Source organism: Parafrankia sp. EUN1f (assembly GCF_000177675.1).
Classification (GTDB): Bacteria; Actinomycetota; Actinomycetes; order Frankiales; family Frankiaceae; genus Parafrankia.
In genome coordinates this window covers 20976-42838 of sequence record NZ_ADGX01000041.1, presented here as the reverse complement: position 1 = coordinate 42838, position 21863 = coordinate 20976, and the positions used below count along the sequence as shown (strand labels likewise).

Below are 21863 nucleotides of genomic sequence, written 5' to 3'. Positions count from 1 at the left end.
CCAGGCAGCAGCCGCAGCCCGACGTTCGGGATCTTGCTCCACGCGCTCCAAGCTCCAACCGCCAAAATCCTCAGGTCTTGCTCGGCAGCAGCAGCGGCGGCAGCGACAGCAGCGACAGCAGTGGCAGGAGCGGCGGGAGTTCGAAGGCTTGGCGGACGCGGCTCCGCATGCCCTTGGCGCTAGCTTGCCGCGGTGAAGGTGATCGGCAGGTTGAGCGGGGCCCGGGTCAACGTCGTGTGGTAGTGGATCTCCGTGTCGTCGCGCAGGCGGAAGTCCACCATCCGGCGGAGCAGCTCCTCGAGGGCGATGCGCATGTTCAGCCGGGCGACGTTCGAGCCGAGGCAGCGGTGTGGGCCCGCGCCGAACGCCAGGTGCCGGTTCGTGGTCCGCTCCAGGTCGAACGTGTCCGGATTGGTGAACTCGTCGTCGTCGTGGTTCGCCGACGCCCAGTACATGAGCACCTTGTCGCCCGCGCTGATCTGCTGGTCGCGGAGCTGGACGTCCGTCGTCGCGGTGCGCGCGATGGCGATGAACGGCGCGTCGAGGCGGAGCAGCTCCTCCACGGCGGCGGGAATCCGCTCCGGATGCGCCCGGAGGTAGGCCGGGATCTCCGGCTCTCGGCAGAAGCGCGCCATCATCAGGCCGAGCGCGCCGGCGGTCGTCTCCAGACCGCCCAGAATGAGCAACTGGACGATACCGATGATCTCGCGCTCGGTCAGTGGGCGCTCACCGATCTCGGCGGTGAACAGTGCGTCGACGACGTCACCGCGCGGCGGCCGCCGACGCCTGGACTCGACGAAGCCGGTGATCCATTCGGAGAGCCCGGCCCAGCATTCCTTGCCCTCCGGATCGTTGGGAATGGACGACTTCGACGCGAGGTAGGCGACCTTCTCCAGGTCCTCGACGGGCGCGTCGAGGGCGAAGGTGAAGAAGCTCAGGCTGGGGAACGGGCGGGCGAAGTCGTCCATGAACTCGCATTCGCCCCGGTCGATGAAACCGTCGATGAGCCGGGTGACCAGCTCCCGGGTCGGCTCCGCCCAGCTGGCGATCGCGGCCGGGGTGAAGTGCGTGTTGATGAGCTTCTTGTAGGCCCGCTGCTCCGGTGGATCGACCTCCACCGGAATGTTGCGGACGTGGGTCGTGCTCGGCGGGATGTTGAGGCCCTGGGTCGAGGTGAACGACTGCCAGTCCTGGGCGACGCGCAGGACGTCGTCGTACTTCGTGAGCACCCAGAAGCCTTCATGCCGGTCGCTGTGGGTGACCGGGCACAAGGTTCGCATCCGGGTCAGGGTTTCCGGGAGCGTCGCCGCCAGCTCCGGGGAGAGATGGTCGAAGCTCCGGGTACACCATTCGTCGGGCAGCCGGCCCTCCGGTGCCTGGGCGGCAGCTGTGCCAGTGGCCGTGTTCGGTGTTGTCGGGTCCATCTCAGTCCCTCGGCTCCTCTTTGTTTTGTCCTCGGTTCCTCGTTGCGCTCAGGCCGTGTCAATCCAGACCGATTTGACGTTGAGGTAGTCGTCGAGGGACTGCTGGCCCATTTCCCGGCCCCAGCCGCTGGTCTTGTAGCCGCCGAACGGAACGGCCGGGTCCATCACGTTGTACGAGTTCACCCAGACCGTGCCGGCCTGCAGGTCACGGGCGAACCGGTGCGCCTTGCCGACGTCGCGCGTCCACACCCCGCCACTGAGGCCGAACTGGGTGTCGTTGGACCGTGCCACGACCTCTTCGGCCGTGTCGAAGGGCAGCACGCACGCGACCGGCCCGAAGATCTCCTCCCGGGCGACGCGCATGTCGTCCTCCACGTCGGCGAGCACCGTCGGCGCGACGAAGTAGCCGCGGGCCAGGTCGCCGTCGGTGAGCCGGGCGCCGCCGACGGTGGTGCGCGCACCCTCCTCCCGGGAGAGGTCGAGGTAGCCGACGACCCGCTCGAGCTGCTCCGCGGAGACCAGCGGGCCGATCCTGGTCTGCGGGTCGAGGCTGTTGCCGACCCGCAGCTTCGCCGCCTGCGCCGAGATCCGCTCCACGAACTCGCCGTAGATGGGGCGCTCGACGTAGATCCGGGTGCCGGCGCAGCAGATCTGCCCGGAGTTGAAGAAGACTCCCAGCGCGGCGCCCGGCACGGCCTTGTTCAGGTCGGCGTCGGCGAAGACCACATCGGGGGACTTGCCGCCGAGTTCGAGGGAGACCCGCTTCAGGTTGCCGGCCGCCGCCCGCACGATGTGCTGCCCGACGGCCGTCGAACCGGTGAAGGCCACCTTGTCGACGCCAGGGTGCGCCGCCAGCGCGGCACCGACCGGCTCGCCGAAGCCGGTCACGATGTTCACCACGCCCGGCGGGATCCCGACCTCGTTGATCAGCTCACCGAGGCGCAGCGCGGCGAGGCTGGCCTCCTCCGCCGGCTTGAGCACCATCGTGCAGCCGGTGGCCAGCACCGGGGCGATCTTCCAGATCGCGTTGCTGATCGGGCGGTTCCACGGGACGATCGCCGCGACGACCCCGACCGGCTCCTTCAGGGTGTAGGTGAACATGGAGCCCGGCACCGAGTTCGGGATCGTCTCCCCGTGGATGCCGACCGCCATCCCGGCGAAGTGGCGCAGCACACTGGCTTCCCAGGACGAGCTCGGCCCGGGCCGGCGGCGGCCGATCGGCGTGCCCATGTCGAGGGTCTCCAGCAGCCGGAGCTCCTCGTAGTTCTCGGCGACGGCGTCCGCGAGCGCCCACAGCAGCCGCTGTCGCTCGTCCGGCGTGCTGTTCCGCCACGGCCCCTCGAAGGCGGCGCGGGCCGCCGCGACCGCCTGGTCGACGTCCGCCGCGCCGCCCTGGGCGATCTCGACCAGAGTCTCCCCGGTGGACGGGTTGATGCTGGGGAACGTCGCGCCGTCTGCGGCGGGAACCCACTCGCCGCCGATCAGCAGCCGCCCGGGCCCGGCCGTCAGGAGCGGGATCGTCGCCGCTTCGGGTGGGCTGAGAGTCGACACCGGGGCTCCTTGTCAGTCGATGAGCTCGTAGAAGGACCGGACCGGCGGCGGATCGAACTGGACGGAGCTGCTGCGCCGCACCCGGCCTTCGGCCGACCGGGCCGCCATCTCCAGCAGGGGCGCGCCGAGGTCGTCGGCCTCGATCTCGTAGACCGTCAGGTAGGCGCGCGCCGCCGGGTCCGCCGTGAGGTGCCCGGCGTCGCGCAGCCGGTAGCGCTTCGCGGAGACGAAGCCCGGAATCTCAAGGATGTCCGGGATGTGCTCCTCGGAGTACCACTTGTTGAACTCGTCCTCCCGCTCCGGTGAGACCGGATGGGACTGAACGACGAACACACCCTTGGCCACGCCGGCCTCCCGGTCTCGTCAACGGCTGGGGCAGGAGCCCTGGTCAGTCAGGAGCGCTGGATCAGGGCCGCCGGGTCAGGAGGTCGAGCCGGCGGCGGGCAGCAGCGCCGGGGGAAGCCCGATGCTGCGGGTCTCCAGGAACTCGTGGAGGCCCTCGGGCCCCAGCTCCCGGCCGAGCCCGGACTGCTTGAAGCCCCCGAACGGCACCAGCGGGAACGGCGGGTAGCTGCCGTTGACCGCCACGCTCCCGGTGCGGATCCGCCGCGCGACATCGACAGCGCGCTGCGGGTCCGCGCTCCACACCCCACCGGACAGGCCGTAGTCGGAGTCGTTGGCGATGCGCACGGCGTCGTCGACGTCGTCGTAGGGGATGAAGCACAGCACCGGCCCGAAGATCTCCTCCTGGGCCACCCGCATCGAGTTGTCGACGTCACCGAGGATCGTCGGCTCCACGTACCAGCCGCGGGGCAGGTGGGCCGGCCGGCCGCCGCCGGCGACGATCCGCGCGCCATCGCGTACCGCGCCGGCGATGTAACCTTCGACCCGCTCGCGCTGCCGGGCCGCGACGAGCGGCCCGACGAGGATCGCCGGGTCGTGCGGGTCGCCCACCGGGATCGCGTTGGCAGCCTTCGCGGCGATCTCCAGCGCTTCGGCGTACCGGGAGCGCTGCACCAGGACGCGGGTGTGCGCCCCGCAGACCTGGCCGGACAGATGCATCCCGCCCTTGACCACCGCCGGGACGACGGTCGCCAGGTCGGCGTCGTCGAGCAGGATCGACGCGGACTTGCCACCCAGCTCGAGGGAGACCCGGCGGATGCGCTCCCCACAGAGGCTCATGATCCGCTGGCCCGCGGCCGTCGAGCCCGTGAACGCGATCTTGTCGACGCCCGGGTGTGTCACCAGGTACTCGCCGACCTCCCGGCCGCCCGGGATGACGTTGACGACGCCGGCCGGTACCCCGGCCTCCTCCATCGCCTCGGCGAGCAGGTAGTTGCTCAGCGGGGCCTCCGGCGCCGGCTTGAGCACGACGGTGCAGCCGGCGGCCAGGGCGGGAGCGGTCTTCCAGGCGCCGAGGGTGACCGGGGCGTTCCAGGGGACGATCGCGGCGACCACGCCCACCGGCGCGGTGGTCACCAGACCGCCGCGGTCGGCGGCGGGGGTGACCACGGTGCGCTCGAACTCGTACGTGCGCGCGAGCTCCGCGTAGTAGTCGAAGACGGGGGCTACCAGGCCGGTCTGCGCGGCCCGGGCCTGGCTCGCGGCGCAGCCCATCTCGTCGGTGGTGACCTGGGCGATCTCGGCCTCGTGCTTGCGCAGGGCGTCGGCCACGCGGGCGAGGATGTCGGCCCGCTCGGCGGGTGCCATCCGGGGCCAGGGGCCGTGGTCGAAGGCGTCGCGGGCGGCCCCGACGGCCTGGTCGATGTCGGCGGTTGTCGCCAGCGGGACGCCGCCGACGACCTCCTCCGTGGACGGGGAGACGACCGGGAGGATCTCCGAGCTCGCGGGCTCGGGCCAGGCTCCGTTGATGTAGAACGCATCTCTGTGCATTAACCGATCACGCACAGTGCCTCCCTGGGTAGCTCCCGGCGTGGAGCGTAACAGCATGAGCGAATGCTCGCTAGCTTCAAAAGATCTTCAAGTGCCCACAAGGTGCTGGTAGATCGCCATCCAACGATATGTGAGCACTTACTTGAGAAGCAACGCGTAGGGGCCGGGAGGGCTCGCCGCCGCGCCGGGGGCCCAGCGGCAAGCGCCGGGGACTCAGCGGCAGCGCCGGGGGCCCAGCGGCAGCGCCGGGCGGTAATCGGCGGCGGGGGCTCAGCGGCAGCGCCGGGCGGTAATCGGCGGCGGGGGCTCAGCGGCGGCGGCGGGAGGGCTCCAGCACGGGGAAGAACCCCTTGATCGTGCTCTCGGTGATCAGGGTCACCGCGCGATCACGGTTGAACAGGTCGTTGTGCCGGCTCTCCATCGCGAGGATCAGCGCGATCCCCATGACGGCGCGCGCGGAGAGGTCCGGCGACTCGAACTCGAAGCCGTAGCGGTCCTCGACGTCCCGCCAGGCGTCGGCCAGCCGGTCCATCGCCACCGAGAAGTGCTTGCGGTAGAACTTCCGGCCGACCTTCGGGTCACCGAACAGCACCAGGCCCAGCAGCGGGAGCACTTCCTCCAGGGTCGAGATGAGCTGGCGGTAGAGGCCGTTCATCGTCTGGATCTGGCGCTCCGGAGTGAGCGGCTCCTCCAGGTCGATCACTTCGGTGGCGGCGACGAGCTCGTCGACGGCGTCACGCAGCGGCTCGACGACCGCCTCGTAGAAGAGCTGGTCCTTGCTCTCGAAATGGCGGTAGATGACGCCTTCGCTGATCCCGCCGCGCTCCGCGATCGCCTTGATGGTGGTGCCGTTCATGTCACCGGTCTCGGTGAACGCCTGGCGGGCGGCCTTCAGGATCGAGCGCTTGCGCGCCTCGGCGGTCAGCCGGCGTGGACGTGGTGGCTCCTCGGCCCCCGGGGGATTGACTACCTGTTCGGACATCGTCCCTCCGCGCCTTGTACCACAGATGGTAAATGAACGTACACTACTCCGTCGAATCGACCATCGTCCGCGCGAGCTGCCATGCCGCGATAATTTCCGTGTCGGCTGCGTCACCCGAAGGCGATGCCGGACGGCCGCCGTCCCGGTGCGGGTCGCCGTGATCCCAGGTGCCTTGACGTGGCCTACGGGGCATCCCTAGCATCGATATTAAATGAGGACTTACTCATTTATTGTTCTCGTCGGTGCTGGGTGGATGGGCGGACCGGAGGAACGGATGCCATGCACGACATCGTGATCCACGGCGGTGAGGTGGTCGACGGAACCGGCTCCCCGCCGCGACGCGCCGATGTGGCGATCGACGGGGACCGGGTCGCCGAGATCGCCGAGCCCGGCACGCTCGCTGCATCCGGGCGTCGCCGGATCGACGCCCGGGGCCGCCTGGTCACGCCCGGCTTCGTCGACATCCACACCCACCTCGACGCCCAGCTCTTCTGGGACCCGGTGGCCAGCCCGTCCTGCTGGCACGGGGTGACCAGCATCGTTCTGGGCAACTGCGGTGTCACCTTCGCCCCGGTGCGCCCCGGCGAGCAGCGCTACCTCGCCGAGATGATGGAGGCGGTCGAGGACATCCCGGCCGAGACGATCATGTCCGGGATGGACTGGAACTGGGAGTCCTACGGCGACTACCTGCGCGCGCTGGGGCGCCGCGGCCTCGGCATCAACGTCGGCGGCATGATCGGCCACTGCGCGCTGCGCACCTACGTGATGGGCTCCCGCGCCCTGGACGACGTCCCGGCCTCCGCCGACGACATCGCCCGCATGGCGGAGGTCGTCGGGGAGGCGATCGACGCCGGCGCGCTCGGCTTCTCGACGTCCCGCAGCTTCATGCACACCGTGCCGGACGGCCGCCCGGTTCCAGGCACCTACGCCGCCCAGGCGGAGCTGGCCGCGATCGGCGGCGCGCTCGCGGCACGCGGCCGCGGCACGATCGAGGTCGTGCCCCGCATCGGCGAGCGCGACGGGCCGGACAAGGCGAACTCCGTCGCGGAGCTGGCCTGGATGGAACAGGTCAGCCGGGACTCGGGCCGCCCGCTGACGTTCGCGATGATGCAGAGCGACCGCCGGCCCGGGCTGTGGTCCTGGGTGATGCAGGAGGTGGCGGCCGCCCGCGGCCGCGGCGCCGACCTGCGCCCGCAGACGGCGGCGCGCGGCAGCGGCATCCTGTACGGGCTGGTCGGCCGCACCCCCTACGACGCGCTGCCCGGCTGGGCGGAGCTGATGGCCCGGCCGTGGCCGGAGCGGCTGGCGGCACTCGCGGACGTCGGCCGGCGCGCGGCGCTGGCCACGGAGGCCGAGCGCCCGGTCGAGCTGTCCGGGCCGCTCGCGCCGAAGGACCCCGCCAAGCTGTACCTGCTGCCGCCCGGCTCGGCGCGGTACGACGTCGACCCGAGCAACAGCCTCGCCGCCGAGGCGGCCCGGCGCGGCATCACCCCGGCGGCGGCCTTCCTGGAGTTCACCGTCGAGACCGATGGCCTCGGGCTGCTCTACTACCCGGTGCTCAACCAGGACCTCGACGCGGTCGCCGCGATGCTGACCAACCCGGATGTCGTCGTCGGCGTCGGGGACGCCGGCGCGCACGTCGCCCTGACCATGGACGCCGGCCAGTCGACCTTCCTGCTCCGGCACTGGACCCGCGAGCGGGGCCTGCTCGACATCGGCACGGCCGTGCGCAAGCTGACCTCCGAGGGCGCCGAGCTGTTCGGGCTCGCCGACCGCGGGGTGCTTGCTCCCGGGGCCTTCGCCGACATCAACGTCATCGACCTCGATCGGCTCGACCTCGACGTGCCGCAGATGCGCGCGGACTTCCCGCTCGGCGCGAACCGGTTCGTCCAGCGAGCACGCGGCTACGACTACACCCTGGTCAACGGCCGGGTCCTGATCGAGGGCGACGAGCTCACCGACGAACGCCCAGGCGGAATCCTCACCGCTGGCTGATGTGGCTGCTCCGAGCAAGAAGTGAGGATTTCGGCTGCTGAAGCAACCGAAATCCTCACTTCTTGTTGGCCGTCAAGTGAGCGGATGCCTCATTCGCGGCTATTGGTGTGGTTGCGGGCGGCGGGCGGTGGTGGTTCGGCGTCGGGTCAGGCCTGGTCGATGACGGCGCCGATCCGGCGGCGGGTCTCGGCCTCGCCCAGAGCCTGGGTCACCAGGTTGAAGGCGGGGCTGCGGTTCGAGCCGGTGAGCAGGACCCGGAACACCTGGGCGGCCTCCTTCGTCGACCCGACGAAGGACGCCTTGTCGGCCTTGTATTCCTTCGGGCTGCCGGCGAAGCCGTTCGCCAGCGCGGCGACGCGGATCTGCTCGAACCATGCGTCACTGTCGTTCACGTGCTGGTAGGCCCGCAGGAAGTCGGTGGCGAGCCCGCGGACGACCTCGGCGGGCAGCTCACCGAGCCGCGGGTCGGCGGGATTCGCGACCGGTTCGAAGACCCCGGGGAAGAAGTACCCGTAGACCTGGCGGAAGTCGGACCACTTGTGCAGGTCCTTACGCGGGTTGGCGACCCCCACCCGCTCGATGTCGAGCGCCCGCAGCGCCACGTCCCGGTTCGCGGCGACCGCGGCGGCGAGCTCGGTGTCGTAGACCTGCGCCCAGGCCAGCACCTCCGCCAGGATCGCCTCGCCGCTCATCGTGGCCACCAGGTCGGCGGCGACGTCCGCGAGCTTCACCAGGTCGACGAGCGGCCCCGCGACGCCGCATTCCTCCAGTCGCAGCGGCTCGGCCAGTGCCTGCTCGATCGGAAGGTCCGCGAGGCGGCCGTTCGCGAGGCTGCGCAGGTAGAACCAGAGCGCATCCGTCGGATAGCCACCGGCGACGTAGTACTCGACCGAGGCCTCCGGGTCCTTGCGCTTGGAGAGCTTGCGCTTCGCCTTTCCGTCCTGCTTCATGAGCGGCGCCACATGGGCGTAGGGAATCCGCTCGAAACCGGCCGCGTCGAAGAGCTGGTGATGCACCGGGACGGACGAGATCCATTCGTCGCCGCGGATGACCAGGTTCACCCGCATGAGATGGTCGTCGACCGCGTGCGCGAAATGGTATGTCGGCAGCCGCAGCTCGTTCGCCGAGCTTTTCAGAATGACGACGTCGTTCCGGTTGTCGTCGGCGGAGATCGTGCCGCGGATGACATCGGTGTAGCTGACCCGGCCGGCGGCCTCGCCGGGCGAGCGGAAACGCACCACATACGGCTCGCCGGCGGCCAGCCGGGAGCGCACGGCCTCGGGGTCGGCGTCGCGCCAGGGCGCCCAGCGGCCGTAGTACCCGGTGGGGACCTTCACGGCCCGCTGCTCCTCCGCGAACGCGGTCAGCTCCTCCTTGGAGGCGAAGCAGGGATACGCCGCTCCCGCGCGCATCAGCTCCCGCACATAGCTCAGGTAGATCCGCGAGCGTGCCGACTGCAGGTACGGGCCGTACGCGCCGGCGCCGGCGCCGGCGGGGCCGTCGGCAGCGCCGTCGCGCTCGTCCGAGACCAGGTCGAAGTGGGCGAACGCCCGGTCGAACTCGTCGACCGCGCCGGCGACCTCGCGCTCCTGGTCGGTGTCCTCGATGCGGATCAGGTAGGTGCCGCCGGACTGCCGGGCCACCGCGCGGTCGAGCATGGCGACGAACACGCCGCCCAGGTGCAGTGAGCCAGTCGGGCTCGGGCAGAACCGGGTGACCTGCGCGCCCGGGGCGAGCTGGCGCGGCGGGTACTGCCGCTCCCAGTGCTCGACCTCGGGCAGATCGCTCGGGAAGAGCGCGTCGATCTCCGTGCGGTCAATCGGCAAGGTAACCATTCCCGGTTTGCGTGTGAATTTTCCGTGTGGATTTTCGCTGTGGCTCGGAAGATTCTAGCCCGCGCCACAGCGATGGCCGGCGACCGTCGTGCCACGTCAGGCCAGCTGCTCAGGCCCGCGACTCAGGCCCGCGACTCAGACCCGCCGCTCAGACCCGCCGCTCAGACCCGCCACAGCGGGCTCAGACCCGCCACAGCGGGCTCGGAACGCCCGGCGCCTGGAGCGGCCGGGCGTTCGTGACGGTGACCACGCTGTCGTCGAACCTGTCCAGCAGGTAGGCCTGGGAGGCGACGAGATGCGCGCGGGCGATCCGCTCGGCGGCCGTCGCCCGCCCGGCGGTGATCTCGGTGAGTAGTCGGCGGTGAGCCCGGACGACCTGCTCGGCCTCGACCTCGTCGGGATACTCGCCCCGGCTGGTGACCGACTCCGCCCAGGTCCGTTCCTGCGCCGACCAGAGCGCCACCAGGCTGCCGACGATGTGGCGGATCGTCGCGTTCGGGGTGAGCGCGACGACGAGCTCGTGGAACTCCCGGGCCGCATGCGTGAACGCGCTGCCGTCGCCGCTGCCGACGAGGCTGGTTGTGGCCTCGATGTTCGCCCGCAGCGCGGGCACGATCCGCTCGCTGCGGTCCGCGGCCGTGGCGAGCGCGCACTGGGCCGCGCACTGCGGCTCGAACGTCTGCAGGCCGACCGCGAGATCGCCGAGGGTGACCCGACCGGCCTGCAGCGCGAGCCCGAGATGGTAGGCGGCGGACGTCTCGTCCGGCCGGTGCACGTCGGCCCCGCCGACCTTGCCGCGCCGCACGGTGACCAGGCCTTCGGTCTCCAGGATCCGGATGGCCTCCCGGACGGACGGGTAGCTCACGCCGAACTCCCCGACGAGCTGGTCCTGGGTCGGGAGCTGGTAGTCGCCGGTGAGGATGCGCTCGCGCAGCGCCGCGGCGACCGTCTCGGCGATCCTGACCTGTGAGACTCGTCCCGGGCGGCTGGTAGGCACACCAGGATCATACGCCTCTTTATCTTTATAAGTATTGAAGGTTGAGCGGTTTGCGACTACTGTCTGCCGTTCATGGAATACGACATGGGCGAGGGAGTGGCGGCACTCCGGCGCGACCTGCGTCAACTGGTCCACAAGCACGTGCCGCCCGACTTTCTGGGTGCCTTCACCGACGACCCCGCCGATCTCGAGGTCGCCCAGAGCTTCTGCCGGACGCTCGCCGACCTCGGCCTGCTGTGCATGGCCTGGCCGGCGGCGTACGGCGGGCGTGACGCGACCCCCTGGGAGCAGACCGTCGTCCGCGAGGAGATGTGGGCGCACCACGAGCCCCGCGGCGCGCAGTACATGGGCGTCAACTGGGTGGGTCCGACGATCATGCGGCACGGCACCGCCGAGCAGCAGGCCCAGCACCTCCCCCCGATCGCTCGGGGTGAGGTGATCTGGTGCCAGGGCTTCAGCGAGCCCGAGGCCGGCTCCGACCTCGCATCACTGCGCACCACAGCCGCGCCGGACCCCGAGACCGGCGGCTGGCGGGTCAGCGGGCAGAAGGTGTGGACGTCCTACGCCACCATGGCGCAGTGGTGCTTCCTGCTGGCCCGCACCTCGCGGGAGCAGCGCAAGCAGCAGGGCCTCACGATCTTCCTGGTCCCGATGTCCGACCCCGCGATCGAGGTCCGGCCGATCCCGAGCATGATCGGCCCACACCATCTCAACGAGGTCTTCTTCGACGAGCTGCGGGTCACCGAGGCGGACGTCCTCGGCACCGTCGGCGGGGGCTGGGCCATCGTGCAGGAGGTGCTGGCCTTTGAACGGGTCGGCATCGCCCGGTACGCGCGCTGCGAGCGCCTGCTGCAGGCCGCGCCGGCGGCGCTGGGCGCCGAATGGGACCAGCTGCCCGACGAGCTGCGCAGCCGCTGGGCCCGGATGCTCGTGCACGCCCGCCGCGCCCGGCTGCTCGCCTACCGGGTCGTGTCGCTGCAGTCCGGCGGTCGGATCCGCCCGGAGGACTCGGCGGCCTACCGGATCGCCGTGACCCGACTGGACCAGGAGAGCGCGGAGGTTCTCATGGACATCGTCGCCGGTGCTTCCCTGCCTGACGAGGACGGCCGGCGGTTCCGCCGCGCCGTCGAGGACCACCGCCGCTACTCGGTGTCCGCAACCGTCGCTTCCGGCAGCGTCGAGATGCAGCGGATCCTGATGGCACGCTCCCTGCTGGCGGCGCGGTGAACACCGAGCTGAGCGAGGAGGCCGTCGAGTTCGGCCGGACGGCCCTGCGCGCCTTCGAGGCTGCTGGCGGCGACCAGCTCGTCCAGGACGCCGAGCGGGAACCGGCCCGGCGGGCCGAGCTCGTCGAACCGGTGCTGGACGAACTCGGCGCCTGGGAGCTCGACCCCCGCGGCGGCGCCGACGAGCTCGAGGCGGCGGCCGCGCTGTGCAAGGCCGCCGGCTGGTGGGCGCTGCCGTACCCGGTGGCCGAGCGGCTGTGCCGCCCCACCGACGGCTCCACCGACGCATCCACCGAAGGCCTGGTCGTGATCGCCGGAACCGAGCCGGGGCCGCGCTCCGGCCCCGGGCCGGCGGCACCGGTCGCCGGGCTCGGCCCGCGCTGGTCGACGGTGACCCTCGACGGCCGGCGCGGTCTCGCGACCGCCGCGGAGCCGGTCGGCTCGCCCCGCTACACCGCCTTCGTGACGGAGCTGATCCCCGATCCGATCCCGGCCCCGGTCCCGGATCTCCCGGCCATCGACGGGCCGGCCGACGGCCTCGCCGATCTGGCCCTCGGCCTGGTGCTGCCCTGCTGGACCCTGCTGGGCATGCTCGACCGCGCGATGGAGCTGGCCCGCGCCCACGTCCTGGCCAGGGAGCAGTTCGGCCAGCCGCTCGCCCGGTTCCAGGGCGTGCAGTTCCAGCTGACCGACGCCGAGGTCGAACGGGTCGGCGTCGAGGAGCTGGCGAAATACGCGCTGTGGGCGGTCGCGACCGGCCGCCCGGAGGCGGTGGACGACGCGCTCGCGCTGCGCCTCGCCGCGCTGGAGGCCGCCGACCTGGTGTTCCGGGTGACGCATCAGCTCCACGGCGCGATGGGTTTCTGCGACGAGACGACGCTGTCGTGGATCTCCCGGTACAGCCAGCCGCTGCGCCGCCTCCCACTGGGCCAGGCGGCGACCCGCGACCACCTGACCCAGCGGATCGGCCGGATCGGCCTCGCTGGCCCGTTCGCCACGCAGCTCGAGGTGCAGCCCCGATGACGATCCCAACCGGGAGCGGCGGGAGCACCGGGAGCGGCGGGAGCACGGCGAGTGGCGCGAGTGTGGCTGGCCCCGTGGATCTCGCCGAGTTCCGCGCCGAGGTCCAGCGCTGGTGCCGGGAGAACGTTCCGTCCGACTGGCGACGGGCCCAGACCGGCGCCTCCGCCGAGGAGTTCGCCGCGTTCCAGCAGGACTGGTTCCAGCAGCTGCGCGCCGCCGGCTACGCCGTCCCGCACTGGCCCGCCGAATGGGGCGGTGGGATGCCCGTCGCCCAGCAGGTCGTCCTTTACCAGGAGCTCGCCGCGCACGACGCGCCGCGGCTCGTGCTCGGCTTCGTCTCGATCCATCACGCCGCGTCGACGCTGCTCGTCGCGGGCACCGACGAGCAGCGCCGCCGGCATCTGCCCGCGATCCTCGACGGCGAGATCTGGGTGCAGGGCTTCTCCGAGCCGGAGGCGGGCTCCGACCTGGCCAGCCTGCGCACCGTCGCCCGCCGCGACGGTGACACGTTCGTCGTCGACGGGCAGAAGCTGTGGGCCAGCGGTGCCGCGCACGCCGACTGGTGCCTGCTGCTCGCCCGCACCGATCCCGACGCACCCAAGCGCAAGGGCATCTCGTACTTCCTGATGGACATGCGCTCGCCGGGTGTCGACGTCCGTCCGGTGCGCAACGCGATCGGCGACTCCCACTTCTGCGAGATCTTCCTCAACGGGGTGGTGATCCCGGCCGAGAACCTGGTCGGCCCGGTCAACGCCGGCTGGCAGGTGGCCCAGGCGACACTGGCCGCCGAACGCGGGATGACCATGCTGGAGCTGGCTGAACGGCTCGGCAACGCGGGCTTCCGGTGGCTGGTCGACACCTGCCGCACCCCGGGGCCCGGCGGCGGACGTCCCGTCGACGACCCTCGGGTGGCCGACCGGCTCGCCGAGCTGGAGACCGAGATCACCGGCCTGCGGGCGCTGTGCCGCGGGCTGGTCGAACGGCACGAGGCGGACACCGCCGGCCCGGCGGACGCCTCGGTCGTCAAGCTCTTCTACAGCGAGCTGCTGCAACGGACGATGGACTTCGCCGTAGAGGTCGCCGGACTGCCGGCGCACGCCGAGCTGCGTAAGCCCGCGTCCAGCGGCTGGGAGTCGGGAGCATGGGTGCTGGACTTCATCGGATCGTGGGAGTGGACCATCCCCGGCGGGACCAGCGAGATCCAGCGCACGATCATCGGTGAGCGCGGCCTCGGCCTGCCCCGGGAACCGGCGGCGTCGGCATGAGCGACGTCGCCATGAGCGAAAGCGAGCTGGCGGAGCTGCATCGCGAGCTGCGCGTGGTGGCCCGTGACCTGCTGCGTCGCAACGCGGCGAAGGCCGGGCCGGACCAGACCTACCCCACCGTCGACTGGTCGCTGCTCGTCGACACCGGCTGGCTCGGTCTGGAGATCCCGGAGGAGTTCGACGGGGCGGGCGCGACCTTCGCCGAGGTGGCGGTCGTCCTGCACGAGCTGGGCCGGGCCGCGGCGAGCACGCCGTACCTGGGCACGGCCGTGCTGGGGGTCGGCGCCCTGGGCCTGCTCGAAGCGGGTGCCGCCCGGGACGAGCTGCTGCGCGCGGTCGCCGCGGGTGAGCAGCGCCCTGCCCTCGCGCTGCCCACCGGCGACAGCGACGGCGACGTGACCGCGTTCCGTCTGGCCGCCGCGCCGGTGAGCGAGGGCGACCAGCCCGGGGCCGGTCGAATGGTGGTGAGCGGAAGCGCGGACTTCGTTCCCGATGCGGCCGGCGCCGACCGGATCCTGCTCCTCGCCGCGGACGAGTCCGGGACGCCGGTCGTGGTCGCGGTGCGCCCGACCGATCCCGGGGTTACCGTGTCCGATCGTCCGGTGCTCGACGAGACCCGCCACCTGGGCACCGTAGTGGTGGAAGGCACCGAGGTCGACCCGGGCGCGGTGTGGCGGTTCCGCGGAACCGACCCGGCCGCGTCCGCAGCCTCGGCCCGGCGGCTGCTGGACCGAGCCGCGCTGGCCGTGGCCTGCGACAGCCTGGGGCTGGCGGAGGCGATGCTCGAAGCCACCGTCGAGTACGCCGGCACCCGCCGGCAGTTCGGACGTCCGATCGGCTCGTTCCAGGCGGTGAAGCACGCCTGCGCCGACATGCACGTGAAGATCACGGTGGGGCGGGAGCTCCTCGCCGCGGCGGTGCGGGCGCTGGCAGCGGCGGAGGATCCGGCGGGTCCGCACGATCAGGAGATCAGCGTGGCCGTCTCCCGGGCGAAGTCGTACCTCGGTGCCGCGGCGGTCGACATCGCCGGCGCGGCGATGCAGCTGCACGGCGGCATCGGTTACACCTGGGAGGGCGGGGTCCACGTCTACCTGAAGCGAGCGCTGCTGGGGCGCTCGCTGTTCGGTGCCCCGGCAGCTCACCGCGCCCGGCTCGCCGCCCGCTTCACCGCCCTCTGAGCTTCACCGCCCTCTGAGCTTCACCGCCCTCTGAGGTTCACCGCTCGCTGAGGTTCAGCCGCTCCCTGAGGTTCGGCGAACCGTCTGGAGGCGCGTGCGACTGGCCCGGGTCAGTCGCACGCGACTCCGTCGCCGTCCCAGTCGAGCCAGCGTGAGTAGCCGGGCTGACCCTCGTAGAGCGGAGCCGCCCCGGCGAGACGCGCGGTGAGGCATGAGCCGTAGAAGACGGCCGGTGAACGGGTGGCCTTCGCCGGGCTCCGCGTGGCGCTCGGCGCGGGCTTGGTGGCCTTCTGGGTGGTCTTCTGCCGGCTCGCGGGTGTCGACGCGGCGACCGGCAGCGCCGGTGCCGTGGGCTGCGGCCGGCGGGTCACCGGAGGTGCTGCCGGCGTCGGCGCCGCCTCCTGGACGGACACCACTTCCGGCACTGACGGCGGCGCTGGCGCGGTGGTCGGTGAGCCGCCGCCCGCAGGGCTCGTCGTCGCCGGGGGCAGGTCCGTCCTGGTCGCGGCGGTGCTGGCGTTGCCGGGCCCCTGGGCGGGCACGAGTACGGCGACGACGAGGAGGAGGACCAGGAAGACCCCGCCGATGCCGCTGCTCGCCCGCGGGTGCAGGCGGGCCCATGTGATCGCCTGGGCGCTCCACTCCGCTGGCCTTCTGGCCATCGCACGTGCTCGCATTTGCGGGAGTTTCCTGTTGTTACGTCGTGTATGTCCAGGTATAAGCCTTTCCGGCCTGGACTTCGGTGCGATTCCTGGACTTCGGTGTAACTGGCCGCCTGGCGACCCTCTTCAACGGCTGACGGCCTGGTGGCGCCTGGCGGCGCCCGGCGGCGGCGCGGTTGGGGCTGGCACGGTGAGCGGTTGAGGATCCTGGTCGTTGGAGAGCCTGCCGCGAGATCCCGAGCCTCAGGCAGCCGCAGCTGCCGAGCAAGGTCCGAGGTTTGTGGTCGTTGGAACGACGAAAAGCCTCAATGCTTCGGATGGCTCTGCCTCTCGGGCGGTGCTGACCGCCGGCGGCCAGATCATGCCATCCACTGAGATGCGGCAGGTCGCTACCCGATCCCACCTCGACGGCTACCGAAAGTAGCGACTAGCGGGAGTGGTAGGCGGCACGGAACAGTGACAAAGGAGCAACTGAGTGCGCACCACTGATCCCGCCGGCCGCCTGGTGACCCTCCGCCGCAACGGCCGACGGCCCCGGAGTGAGGCGTGCCAGCCGGTGTGGCTGGTGCCGGGGGCGTGCCGTGGCTAACATATAGGTGAGCGTTCGCTTTCTTACGGGGCGATCGCTCCTGTGACCGTCAGGTGCGTGGCCGTCGAGTGGGTGGCCGTCAGGGAGGACTCGTGACACTGGGCTGGTTCATCTCAGTCGACGACCATCTCATCGAGCCGGCACGGCTCTGGCAGGAGCGGCTCCCGCAGAAGTGGCGCGACACGGGCCCGCGGATCGTGCGCGAGGGCACGTCCGAGTTCTGGGTCTACGAGGACAGGCAGATCGTCACCACCGGCCTCAACGCCGTCGCGGGCAAGTCCCGCGAGGAGTTCTCGCCTGAGCCGATCTCGTATGAGGACATGCGGCCGGGCTGCTACGAGCCGGCGGCCCGGGTGGCCGACATGAACCAGGGGCTGGTGCTCTCCTCGATCCTGTTCCCGTCGTTCCCGCGGTACTGCGGGCAGGTGTTCCACGAGGCGAAGGACAAGGAGCTCGCCCTGCTGGGCGTGCAGGCCTGGAACGACTTCATCCTCGAGGACTTCGCCGCCGCCTACCCAGGGCGCTTCATCCCGATGATGATCATCCCGCTGTGGGATCCGGTGGCCGCCGCCGCCGAGATCCGGCGCACGGCGGCGCGCGGCGCCAAGTCGATCGCCTTCTCGGAGAACCCGACCAAGCTCGGGCTCCCGTCCATCCACACCGACTTCTGGGACCCGATGCTGGACGCCTGCAACGAGACCGGTTTCGTGGTCTCGATGCACGTCGGCTCCTCGTCGAACCTGATCCGCACCTCGCCGGACATGCCGACGCTGGCGTTCATGGCCTACTCGGCGGCGGCGAACCAGGCCGGCACGTTGCTCGACTGGCTGTTCAGCGGCAAGTTCGAGAAGTTCCCGAACCTGAAGATCGCGCTTTCCGAGGGCTCGATCGGCTGGATTCCGTACTTCCTGGAGCGGGCCGAGCAGGTCATCGACAAGCAGCGGTTCTGGGCGTCGCGCTTCGACATCGACATGAACGCGAGCCACGAGCGCGGCGAGGCCAAGGGCGCGGCCAGCTTCAACCTCGACACCGACATCCGCCAGCTCTTCCGCGACCATGTCTTCGGCACATTCATCGAGGACGCGGCCGGCATCCGGCTGCTGGACATCATCGGCGAGGACAACGTGATGCTGGAGTGCGACTACCCGCACTCCGACTCCACCTGGCCGGACACCTCGAAGCTCGCCAGCGGCTGGCTCGCCCACCTCTCCGAGGACGTCCAGCACAAGATCGCGGTCGGGAACGCCTGCCGCGTCTACGACTTCACCCCGGCTGACCCGGCGACGATCGAGGTCTGAGGCGTGGACAGGGAGTCGCTGGACCACAGCCTGGTACGCCGGCTGCTCGACCACATCGAGAACAACACCACCGACGTGGTCGACTCGGTGCTCGAGGTGTCGACCGAGATCTACTCGGACGGGTACTTCTCCGACGAGTTCGAGGCGCTTTTCCGTAACCAGCCGATCGTGCTGTGCCTTTCGGGTGCCCTGCCCGGCCCGGAGACCTACCACACGGTGGACATCTGCGGCACCTCGATCCTGCTGACGAGGGACGCGGGCGGCCAGCTCCGGGCACTGACGAACGCCTGCCGGCACCGTGGTGTGCGGCTGGCGGACGGCACGGGCAAGGCCAAGAGGTTCAGCTGCCCCTTCCACTCCTGGACCTACGACCTGGAAGGCAGCCTGGTCAGCGTTCCGTCCGAGCAGTACTTCGACGGGATGTGCCGGGAGGACAAGGGGCTCGTCGAGCTGCCGGTCGTCGAGGGGTACGGGCTGATCGTCGGCCGGCTGCGGCCGGGCGGCGAGCCGCTGGACATCGACGCCTACCTCGGCCCGCAGCTCGCCGGTGAGCTGGCCATGCTCGACTTCGCCGGGTGGGCGCCGCACAACGCGCCGCACATCCACGAGGTGGGGGCCAACTGGAAGGTCACGCTCGACACCTTCCGGGAGAACTACCACTTCAACTACCTGCACCGGAAGACACTGCGGACCTACGCGTACGGAGGTGTGCTGACCTTCGACGCCTTCGGCGCGCACCTGCGCAACTGCTCCGCGCTGCGCTCGATCGACGAGCTGATCGACCGGCCCGAGGGCGAATGGGGCGACGTCACGCAGCATTTCAGCTACCAGTACTCGCTCTTCCCGAACACCTGCATGACCTTCGACAGCCGGCACATCGAGCTGTGGCAGATCATGCCTACCGGCAGCGCCACCTCCCAGGTCCTGCACTCCGTCTACCTGCGTCCCGGGCTTTCGGAGGCGGAACGCGCCAAGGCCGTCGACATGGCACCGTGGATCTGCGAGACGGTCGTCGACGGTGAGGACTTCTGGGTGGCCGGCCGCACGGAGCCCGGTGTCCGCACGGGCGGATTCGACACGGTCGTGTTCGGCCGCAACGAGCCGGCCCCGCAGCACCTGCACCGTAACTTCGCCGCCGCGGTGGCGGCCTACCGCGAACAGCGGAAAGTCCGGGAGGCGTGAGCGGGAACGCGCTCGCGCGGGAGAGCCCGGCCGCCGTGGTGGAGGAGCTGGCCCGGCGGTTCCTCGCCGGTGACCGGGACGGCGCGTTCGCGCTGTTCGACCCGCAGATCCGCATCCAGCAGCCGGCGTCCCTCCCACACGGCGGCTGGTACTCCGGGCACGCCGGCGCCGAGCAGATGGGCGTCGAGTTCGCCCGCTACTGGAGCCGCACGATCAGCGACACCAGGATCAGCGGCTGCGGTGCCGGCACCGGCACCGGCACCGCAGCCGGCGGTTCCGGGGACGCTGGCGGATCCGGGGAGTCCGGGGACGCCGGTGAGCTGGTCGTCCAGCTCACGACCCAGACCTGGACGGCGACGTCCACCGGCCGCTCGGCGACGGTCGACGTCGTCGAGCTGATCCGGGTGCGGGCGGGTGTGATCCGCGAGATCAGGGTCTTCCAGCAGGACACCGCCCTGCTGCTGGCCACGCTCGACCCGGCCTAGCGGCATCTTGCCTGGCAGCGACAACCTGAGCGCGAGGCGGCCGCCCCCGAGCTGAGAGGGTGGCCGCCTCGGTTTTGCGCTTTGTGTCTGTGAGCCTCAGAAGGTCTCGGCGAGCGCCCAGGGGCCTTCCTGGAAGGGCTGGTCGAGATAGTGCATGCTGTAGACGATCTTTCCGGTCGCGGTCGCCGGGTCCACGCCGCACAGCCGCAGGGCCGCGTCGGCCATCGCACTGTCCGGCTCGACCGGGACGTTGTCCGGCGTGTGCGGGGAGACGACGGCGACGCCCGGCGTCATGACCAGGCCTGCCGTCCCGAGCGCGTTGACGGCGACACCGGTGCCCTCAAGCTCCGCGGCGAGGCCGGTGGAGAGCCGGTCGATCGCTGCCTTGCACATGCCGTAGGGGACGCAGCCGTCGCGCGACCAGTCCGGATAGGGCGGCCCGAGCGGGTGCCGGGCCTGCTTCGAGGTGATGTTCACGATCCAGCCCCGGCCGCGGCTGACCATGCCGGGAACGGCGAGCTGGCAGAGCCGGAAGGGGGCGTGGACCATCATCTGGAACATCAGCGCGTAGCGCCGGGGGGTGATGTCGAGCGCGGGCCCGTAGAAGTTGACCCCCGCGTTGTTGACGAGGATGTCGACCGGACCGAGGGCCGCCTCGGCCCGCTCGATGACCGTCTCGACGTCCGCCGGGTCGGTGAGGTCGGCCCGGATCGCGACGGCCTCGCCACCGCGGGCCCGGATCCGCTCGACGGTCTCCGAGATCGAGCCCGGCAGCGGCGCGGAACCCGCGTCGACGGTGCGGGCGACCAGGGCCACGGCTGCTCCCTCGCCGGCGAGGCGCTCGGCGATGTTCGCGCCGATGCCGCGGCTGGCGCCGGTGACGATTGCTATGCGGCCATCCAGGGACCCCACGAGGACCTCACCATCGTCGGCACCGTTGTCAGGCCGAATGATAACAGAGTGCTCACATACTTACGGCAAATGTGGGAGGTCTTGCGGAGTGAGCGGTTACTGAAATATTGTCGGCGCTGTTGCGCGGACCCGGCGCACGTGTCTCCCCGTGCCGCCGCCTGCCCGTGCCGATAGGAGGATCGTCCGTGCGGGTCGCCGTCGCCTACGAAGCCGAGAAGCCGCTGGTCCTGGAGGATGTCGCGCAGCCCGCGGTCGGCCCGCGGGATGTGCTGGTCCGGATCAGGGCGAGCGGCATTTGCCACACCGACCTGACCGTCATCAACGGTCTCTCGCCGCTGCCGCTTCCGACCGTGCCGGGCCACGAGGCCTGCGGCGTGGTCGAGGAGGTCGGCGCGGAGGTCCGCCGGGTGCGGGTGGGCGACCGGGTGCTCGCCTCCGTCTCGCCGGCCTGCGGTTCGTGCTGGTGGTGCATCAACGGGATGTCGAACCACTGTGAGCTGGGTGGTCCCGTCAAGGCGAAGCCGCGTTTCACGCTGCCCGACGGCCGCCAGGCGCCCGCGGTGTGCGGCTGCGGGACGTTCGCCGAGGCGATGGTGGTCGACGAGGCCTCGGTGATCGCGGTCCAGACCGACCTGCCGGACGAGCACCTCGCGCTGATCGGCTGTGGAGTGACCACCGGGCTCGGTGCCGCGCTCATCACGGCCGGGGTCACCCCCGGCTCGTCCGTCGCCGTGATCGGCTGCGGTGGTGTCGGGCAGTCCGTCATCCAGGGTGCGCGGATCGCCGGCGCGGCCACCATCATCGCCATCGACCTGTCGGCGGGGCGGCGTGAGACGAGCCTGCTCGCCGGGGCGACCCACGTGATCGACCCGGCCGAGGGCGACCCCGTCGCGCAGGTCCGCGACCTGACCGCGGGCCGCGGCGTCGACTACAGCTTCGAGGTCGTCGGGCTGCCCGCCCTGATGGTGCAGGCCTTCGACATGGCCCGGGCCGAGGGCGCGGTGACCCTGGTCGGCATGCCCGCGAAGGACGCCACGCTGACCCTGCCGGCGATCTCCGCGATCTTCTCCGGCAAGCGCATCGCTGGCTCCGTGGTGGGTGGGGCGCAGATTCTCAGAGACATGCCCCGATTCATCCGGCTGGCCGAGAGCGGGCGGCTGGACCTCAGCTCGATGGTCTCGAACAAGATCAGCCTGGACGAGATCAACGACGGGATCGCCCTGCTCAACCGCGCCGAAGGCATCCGAACCGTGATCGTCTGACGTCTGGCGGAGCTGGCGTCTGGCGGAGCTGGGGTTCGGCCGAGCTGGGGTTCGGCCGAGCTGGGGTTCGGCCGAGCTGGAGCTCGGGCGAGTCGGGGTTGGGC

At 71.0% G+C, this 21863-nt stretch carries 18 protein-coding genes; 9 read left to right on the top strand and 9 right to left on the bottom strand.

Going from position 1 to position 21863, the window contains the following annotated elements; all coding sequences use genetic code 11:
* Positions 1–179: 179 nt before the first annotated feature.
* From FREUN1FDRAFT_RS14660 to FREUN1FDRAFT_RS14640, 5 genes are all read right to left on the bottom strand, one after another.
* Positions 180–1424, bottom strand: coding sequence for a cytochrome P450 (locus FREUN1FDRAFT_RS14660; protein WP_006540868.1), 1245 nt, complete (start codon positions 1422–1424; stop codon positions 180–182).
* A gap of 48 nt (positions 1425–1472) precedes the next feature.
* The gene (locus tag FREUN1FDRAFT_RS14655; protein WP_006540867.1) at positions 1473–2975 is read right to left on the bottom strand and encodes an aldehyde dehydrogenase family protein; all 1503 of its coding nucleotides are present in this window, start codon (positions 2973–2975) and stop codon (positions 1473–1475) included.
* A 12-nt stretch (positions 2976–2987) separates the two neighbouring features.
* Positions 2988–3320 carry a DUF4286 family protein gene (locus FREUN1FDRAFT_RS14650; RefSeq protein WP_006540866.1) on the bottom strand — a complete coding sequence of 111 codons (333 nt, stop codon included), beginning with the start codon at positions 3318–3320 and terminating at the stop codon, positions 2988–2990.
* 75 nt (positions 3321–3395) lie between these two features.
* Complete coding sequence (locus FREUN1FDRAFT_RS14645; RefSeq protein ID WP_006540865.1) at positions 3396–4883, bottom strand: aldehyde dehydrogenase; 1488 nt, start codon at positions 4881–4883, stop codon at positions 3396–3398.
* Between the two features lie 292 nt (positions 4884–5175).
* Positions 5176–5850, bottom strand: coding sequence for a TetR/AcrR family transcriptional regulator (locus FREUN1FDRAFT_RS14640; protein ID WP_006540864.1), 675 nt, complete (start codon positions 5848–5850; stop codon positions 5176–5178).
* Positions 5851–6129: 279 nt separating this feature from the next.
* Between FREUN1FDRAFT_RS14640 and FREUN1FDRAFT_RS14635 the strand changes: the two genes are divergently transcribed.
* Positions 6130–7845 carry an amidohydrolase family protein gene (locus FREUN1FDRAFT_RS14635; protein ID WP_006540863.1) on the top strand — a complete coding sequence of 572 codons (1716 nt, stop codon included), beginning with the start codon at positions 6130–6132 and terminating at the stop codon, positions 7843–7845.
* Between the two features lie 146 nt (positions 7846–7991).
* On the opposite strand, the gene FREUN1FDRAFT_RS14630 is transcribed toward FREUN1FDRAFT_RS14635, so the two are convergent.
* Positions 7992–9680, bottom strand: coding sequence for a glutamate--tRNA ligase (locus tag FREUN1FDRAFT_RS14630; protein WP_006540862.1), 1689 nt, complete (start codon positions 9678–9680; stop codon positions 7992–7994).
* A gap of 181 nt (positions 9681–9861) precedes the next feature.
* Positions 9862–10677, bottom strand: coding sequence for a FadR/GntR family transcriptional regulator (locus tag FREUN1FDRAFT_RS14625; RefSeq protein ID WP_006540861.1), 816 nt, complete (start codon positions 10675–10677; stop codon positions 9862–9864).
* Between the two features lie 84 nt (positions 10678–10761).
* Between FREUN1FDRAFT_RS14625 and FREUN1FDRAFT_RS14620 the strand changes: the two genes are divergently transcribed.
* The 4 genes from FREUN1FDRAFT_RS14620 to FREUN1FDRAFT_RS14605 are packed head-to-tail and all read left to right on the top strand — an operon-like array spanning position 10762 to position 15369.
* On the top strand, positions 10762–11904 hold the full coding sequence (locus tag FREUN1FDRAFT_RS14620) for an acyl-CoA dehydrogenase family protein (RefSeq protein WP_006540860.1): 1143 nt from the start codon (positions 10762–10764) through the stop codon (positions 11902–11904).
* Positions 11901–12926 carry an acyl-CoA dehydrogenase family protein gene (locus FREUN1FDRAFT_RS14615; protein WP_006540859.1) on the top strand — a complete coding sequence of 342 codons (1026 nt, stop codon included), beginning with the start codon at positions 11901–11903 and terminating at the stop codon, positions 12924–12926. The genes FREUN1FDRAFT_RS14620 and FREUN1FDRAFT_RS14615 overlap by 4 nt, the downstream gene beginning before the upstream one ends.
* Complete coding sequence (locus FREUN1FDRAFT_RS14610; protein ID WP_006540858.1) at positions 12923–14191, top strand: acyl-CoA dehydrogenase family protein; 1269 nt, start codon at positions 12923–12925, stop codon at positions 14189–14191. The genes FREUN1FDRAFT_RS14615 and FREUN1FDRAFT_RS14610 overlap by 4 nt, the downstream gene beginning before the upstream one ends.
* Positions 14188–15369, top strand: a complete 1182-nt coding sequence (locus tag FREUN1FDRAFT_RS14605) for an acyl-CoA dehydrogenase family protein (protein WP_006540857.1) — start codon at positions 14188–14190, stop codon at positions 15367–15369. Before FREUN1FDRAFT_RS14610 ends, FREUN1FDRAFT_RS14605 begins: the two co-directional genes overlap by 4 nt.
* A 110-nt stretch (positions 15370–15479) precedes the next feature.
* On the opposite strand, the gene FREUN1FDRAFT_RS42995 is transcribed toward FREUN1FDRAFT_RS14605, so the two are convergent.
* The gene (locus FREUN1FDRAFT_RS42995) at positions 15480–16031 is read right to left on the bottom strand and encodes an excalibur calcium-binding domain-containing protein (protein WP_006540856.1); all 552 of its coding nucleotides are present in this window, start codon (positions 16029–16031) and stop codon (positions 15480–15482) included.
* A 681-nt stretch (positions 16032–16712) separates the two neighbouring features.
* Between FREUN1FDRAFT_RS42995 and FREUN1FDRAFT_RS14595 the strand changes: the two genes are divergently transcribed.
* Genes FREUN1FDRAFT_RS14595 through FREUN1FDRAFT_RS14585 form a run of 3 tightly spaced genes read left to right on the top strand, consistent with a single transcriptional unit; the run spans position 16713 to position 19585 of the window.
* A complete protein-coding gene (locus FREUN1FDRAFT_RS14595) occupies positions 16713–17918 on the top strand; it encodes an amidohydrolase family protein (protein WP_006540855.1) in 1206 nt (401 codons plus the stop codon).
* Between the two features lie 3 nt (positions 17919–17921).
* Positions 17922–19100, top strand: coding sequence for an aromatic ring-hydroxylating dioxygenase subunit alpha (locus tag FREUN1FDRAFT_RS14590; RefSeq protein WP_006540854.1), 1179 nt, complete (start codon positions 17922–17924; stop codon positions 19098–19100).
* A complete protein-coding gene (locus tag FREUN1FDRAFT_RS14585; protein WP_006540853.1) occupies positions 19097–19585 on the top strand; it encodes a nuclear transport factor 2 family protein in 489 nt (162 codons plus the stop codon). Before FREUN1FDRAFT_RS14590 ends, FREUN1FDRAFT_RS14585 begins: the two co-directional genes overlap by 4 nt.
* A 96-nt stretch (positions 19586–19681) precedes the next feature.
* Here the strand turns inward: FREUN1FDRAFT_RS14585 and FREUN1FDRAFT_RS14580 are convergent, their stop codons facing one another.
* Positions 19682–20497: an SDR family NAD(P)-dependent oxidoreductase gene (locus FREUN1FDRAFT_RS14580; protein WP_006540852.1), complete on the bottom strand. Its 816-nt coding sequence runs from the start codon at positions 20495–20497 to the stop codon at positions 19682–19684.
* 185 nt (positions 20498–20682) lie between these two features.
* Here FREUN1FDRAFT_RS14580 and FREUN1FDRAFT_RS14575 point away from each other — a divergent pair, with 185 nt between their 5' ends.
* Positions 20683–21759, top strand: coding sequence for a Zn-dependent alcohol dehydrogenase (locus tag FREUN1FDRAFT_RS14575; RefSeq protein ID WP_006540851.1), 1077 nt, complete (start codon positions 20683–20685; stop codon positions 21757–21759).
* Positions 21760–21863: the final 104 nt, after the last annotated feature.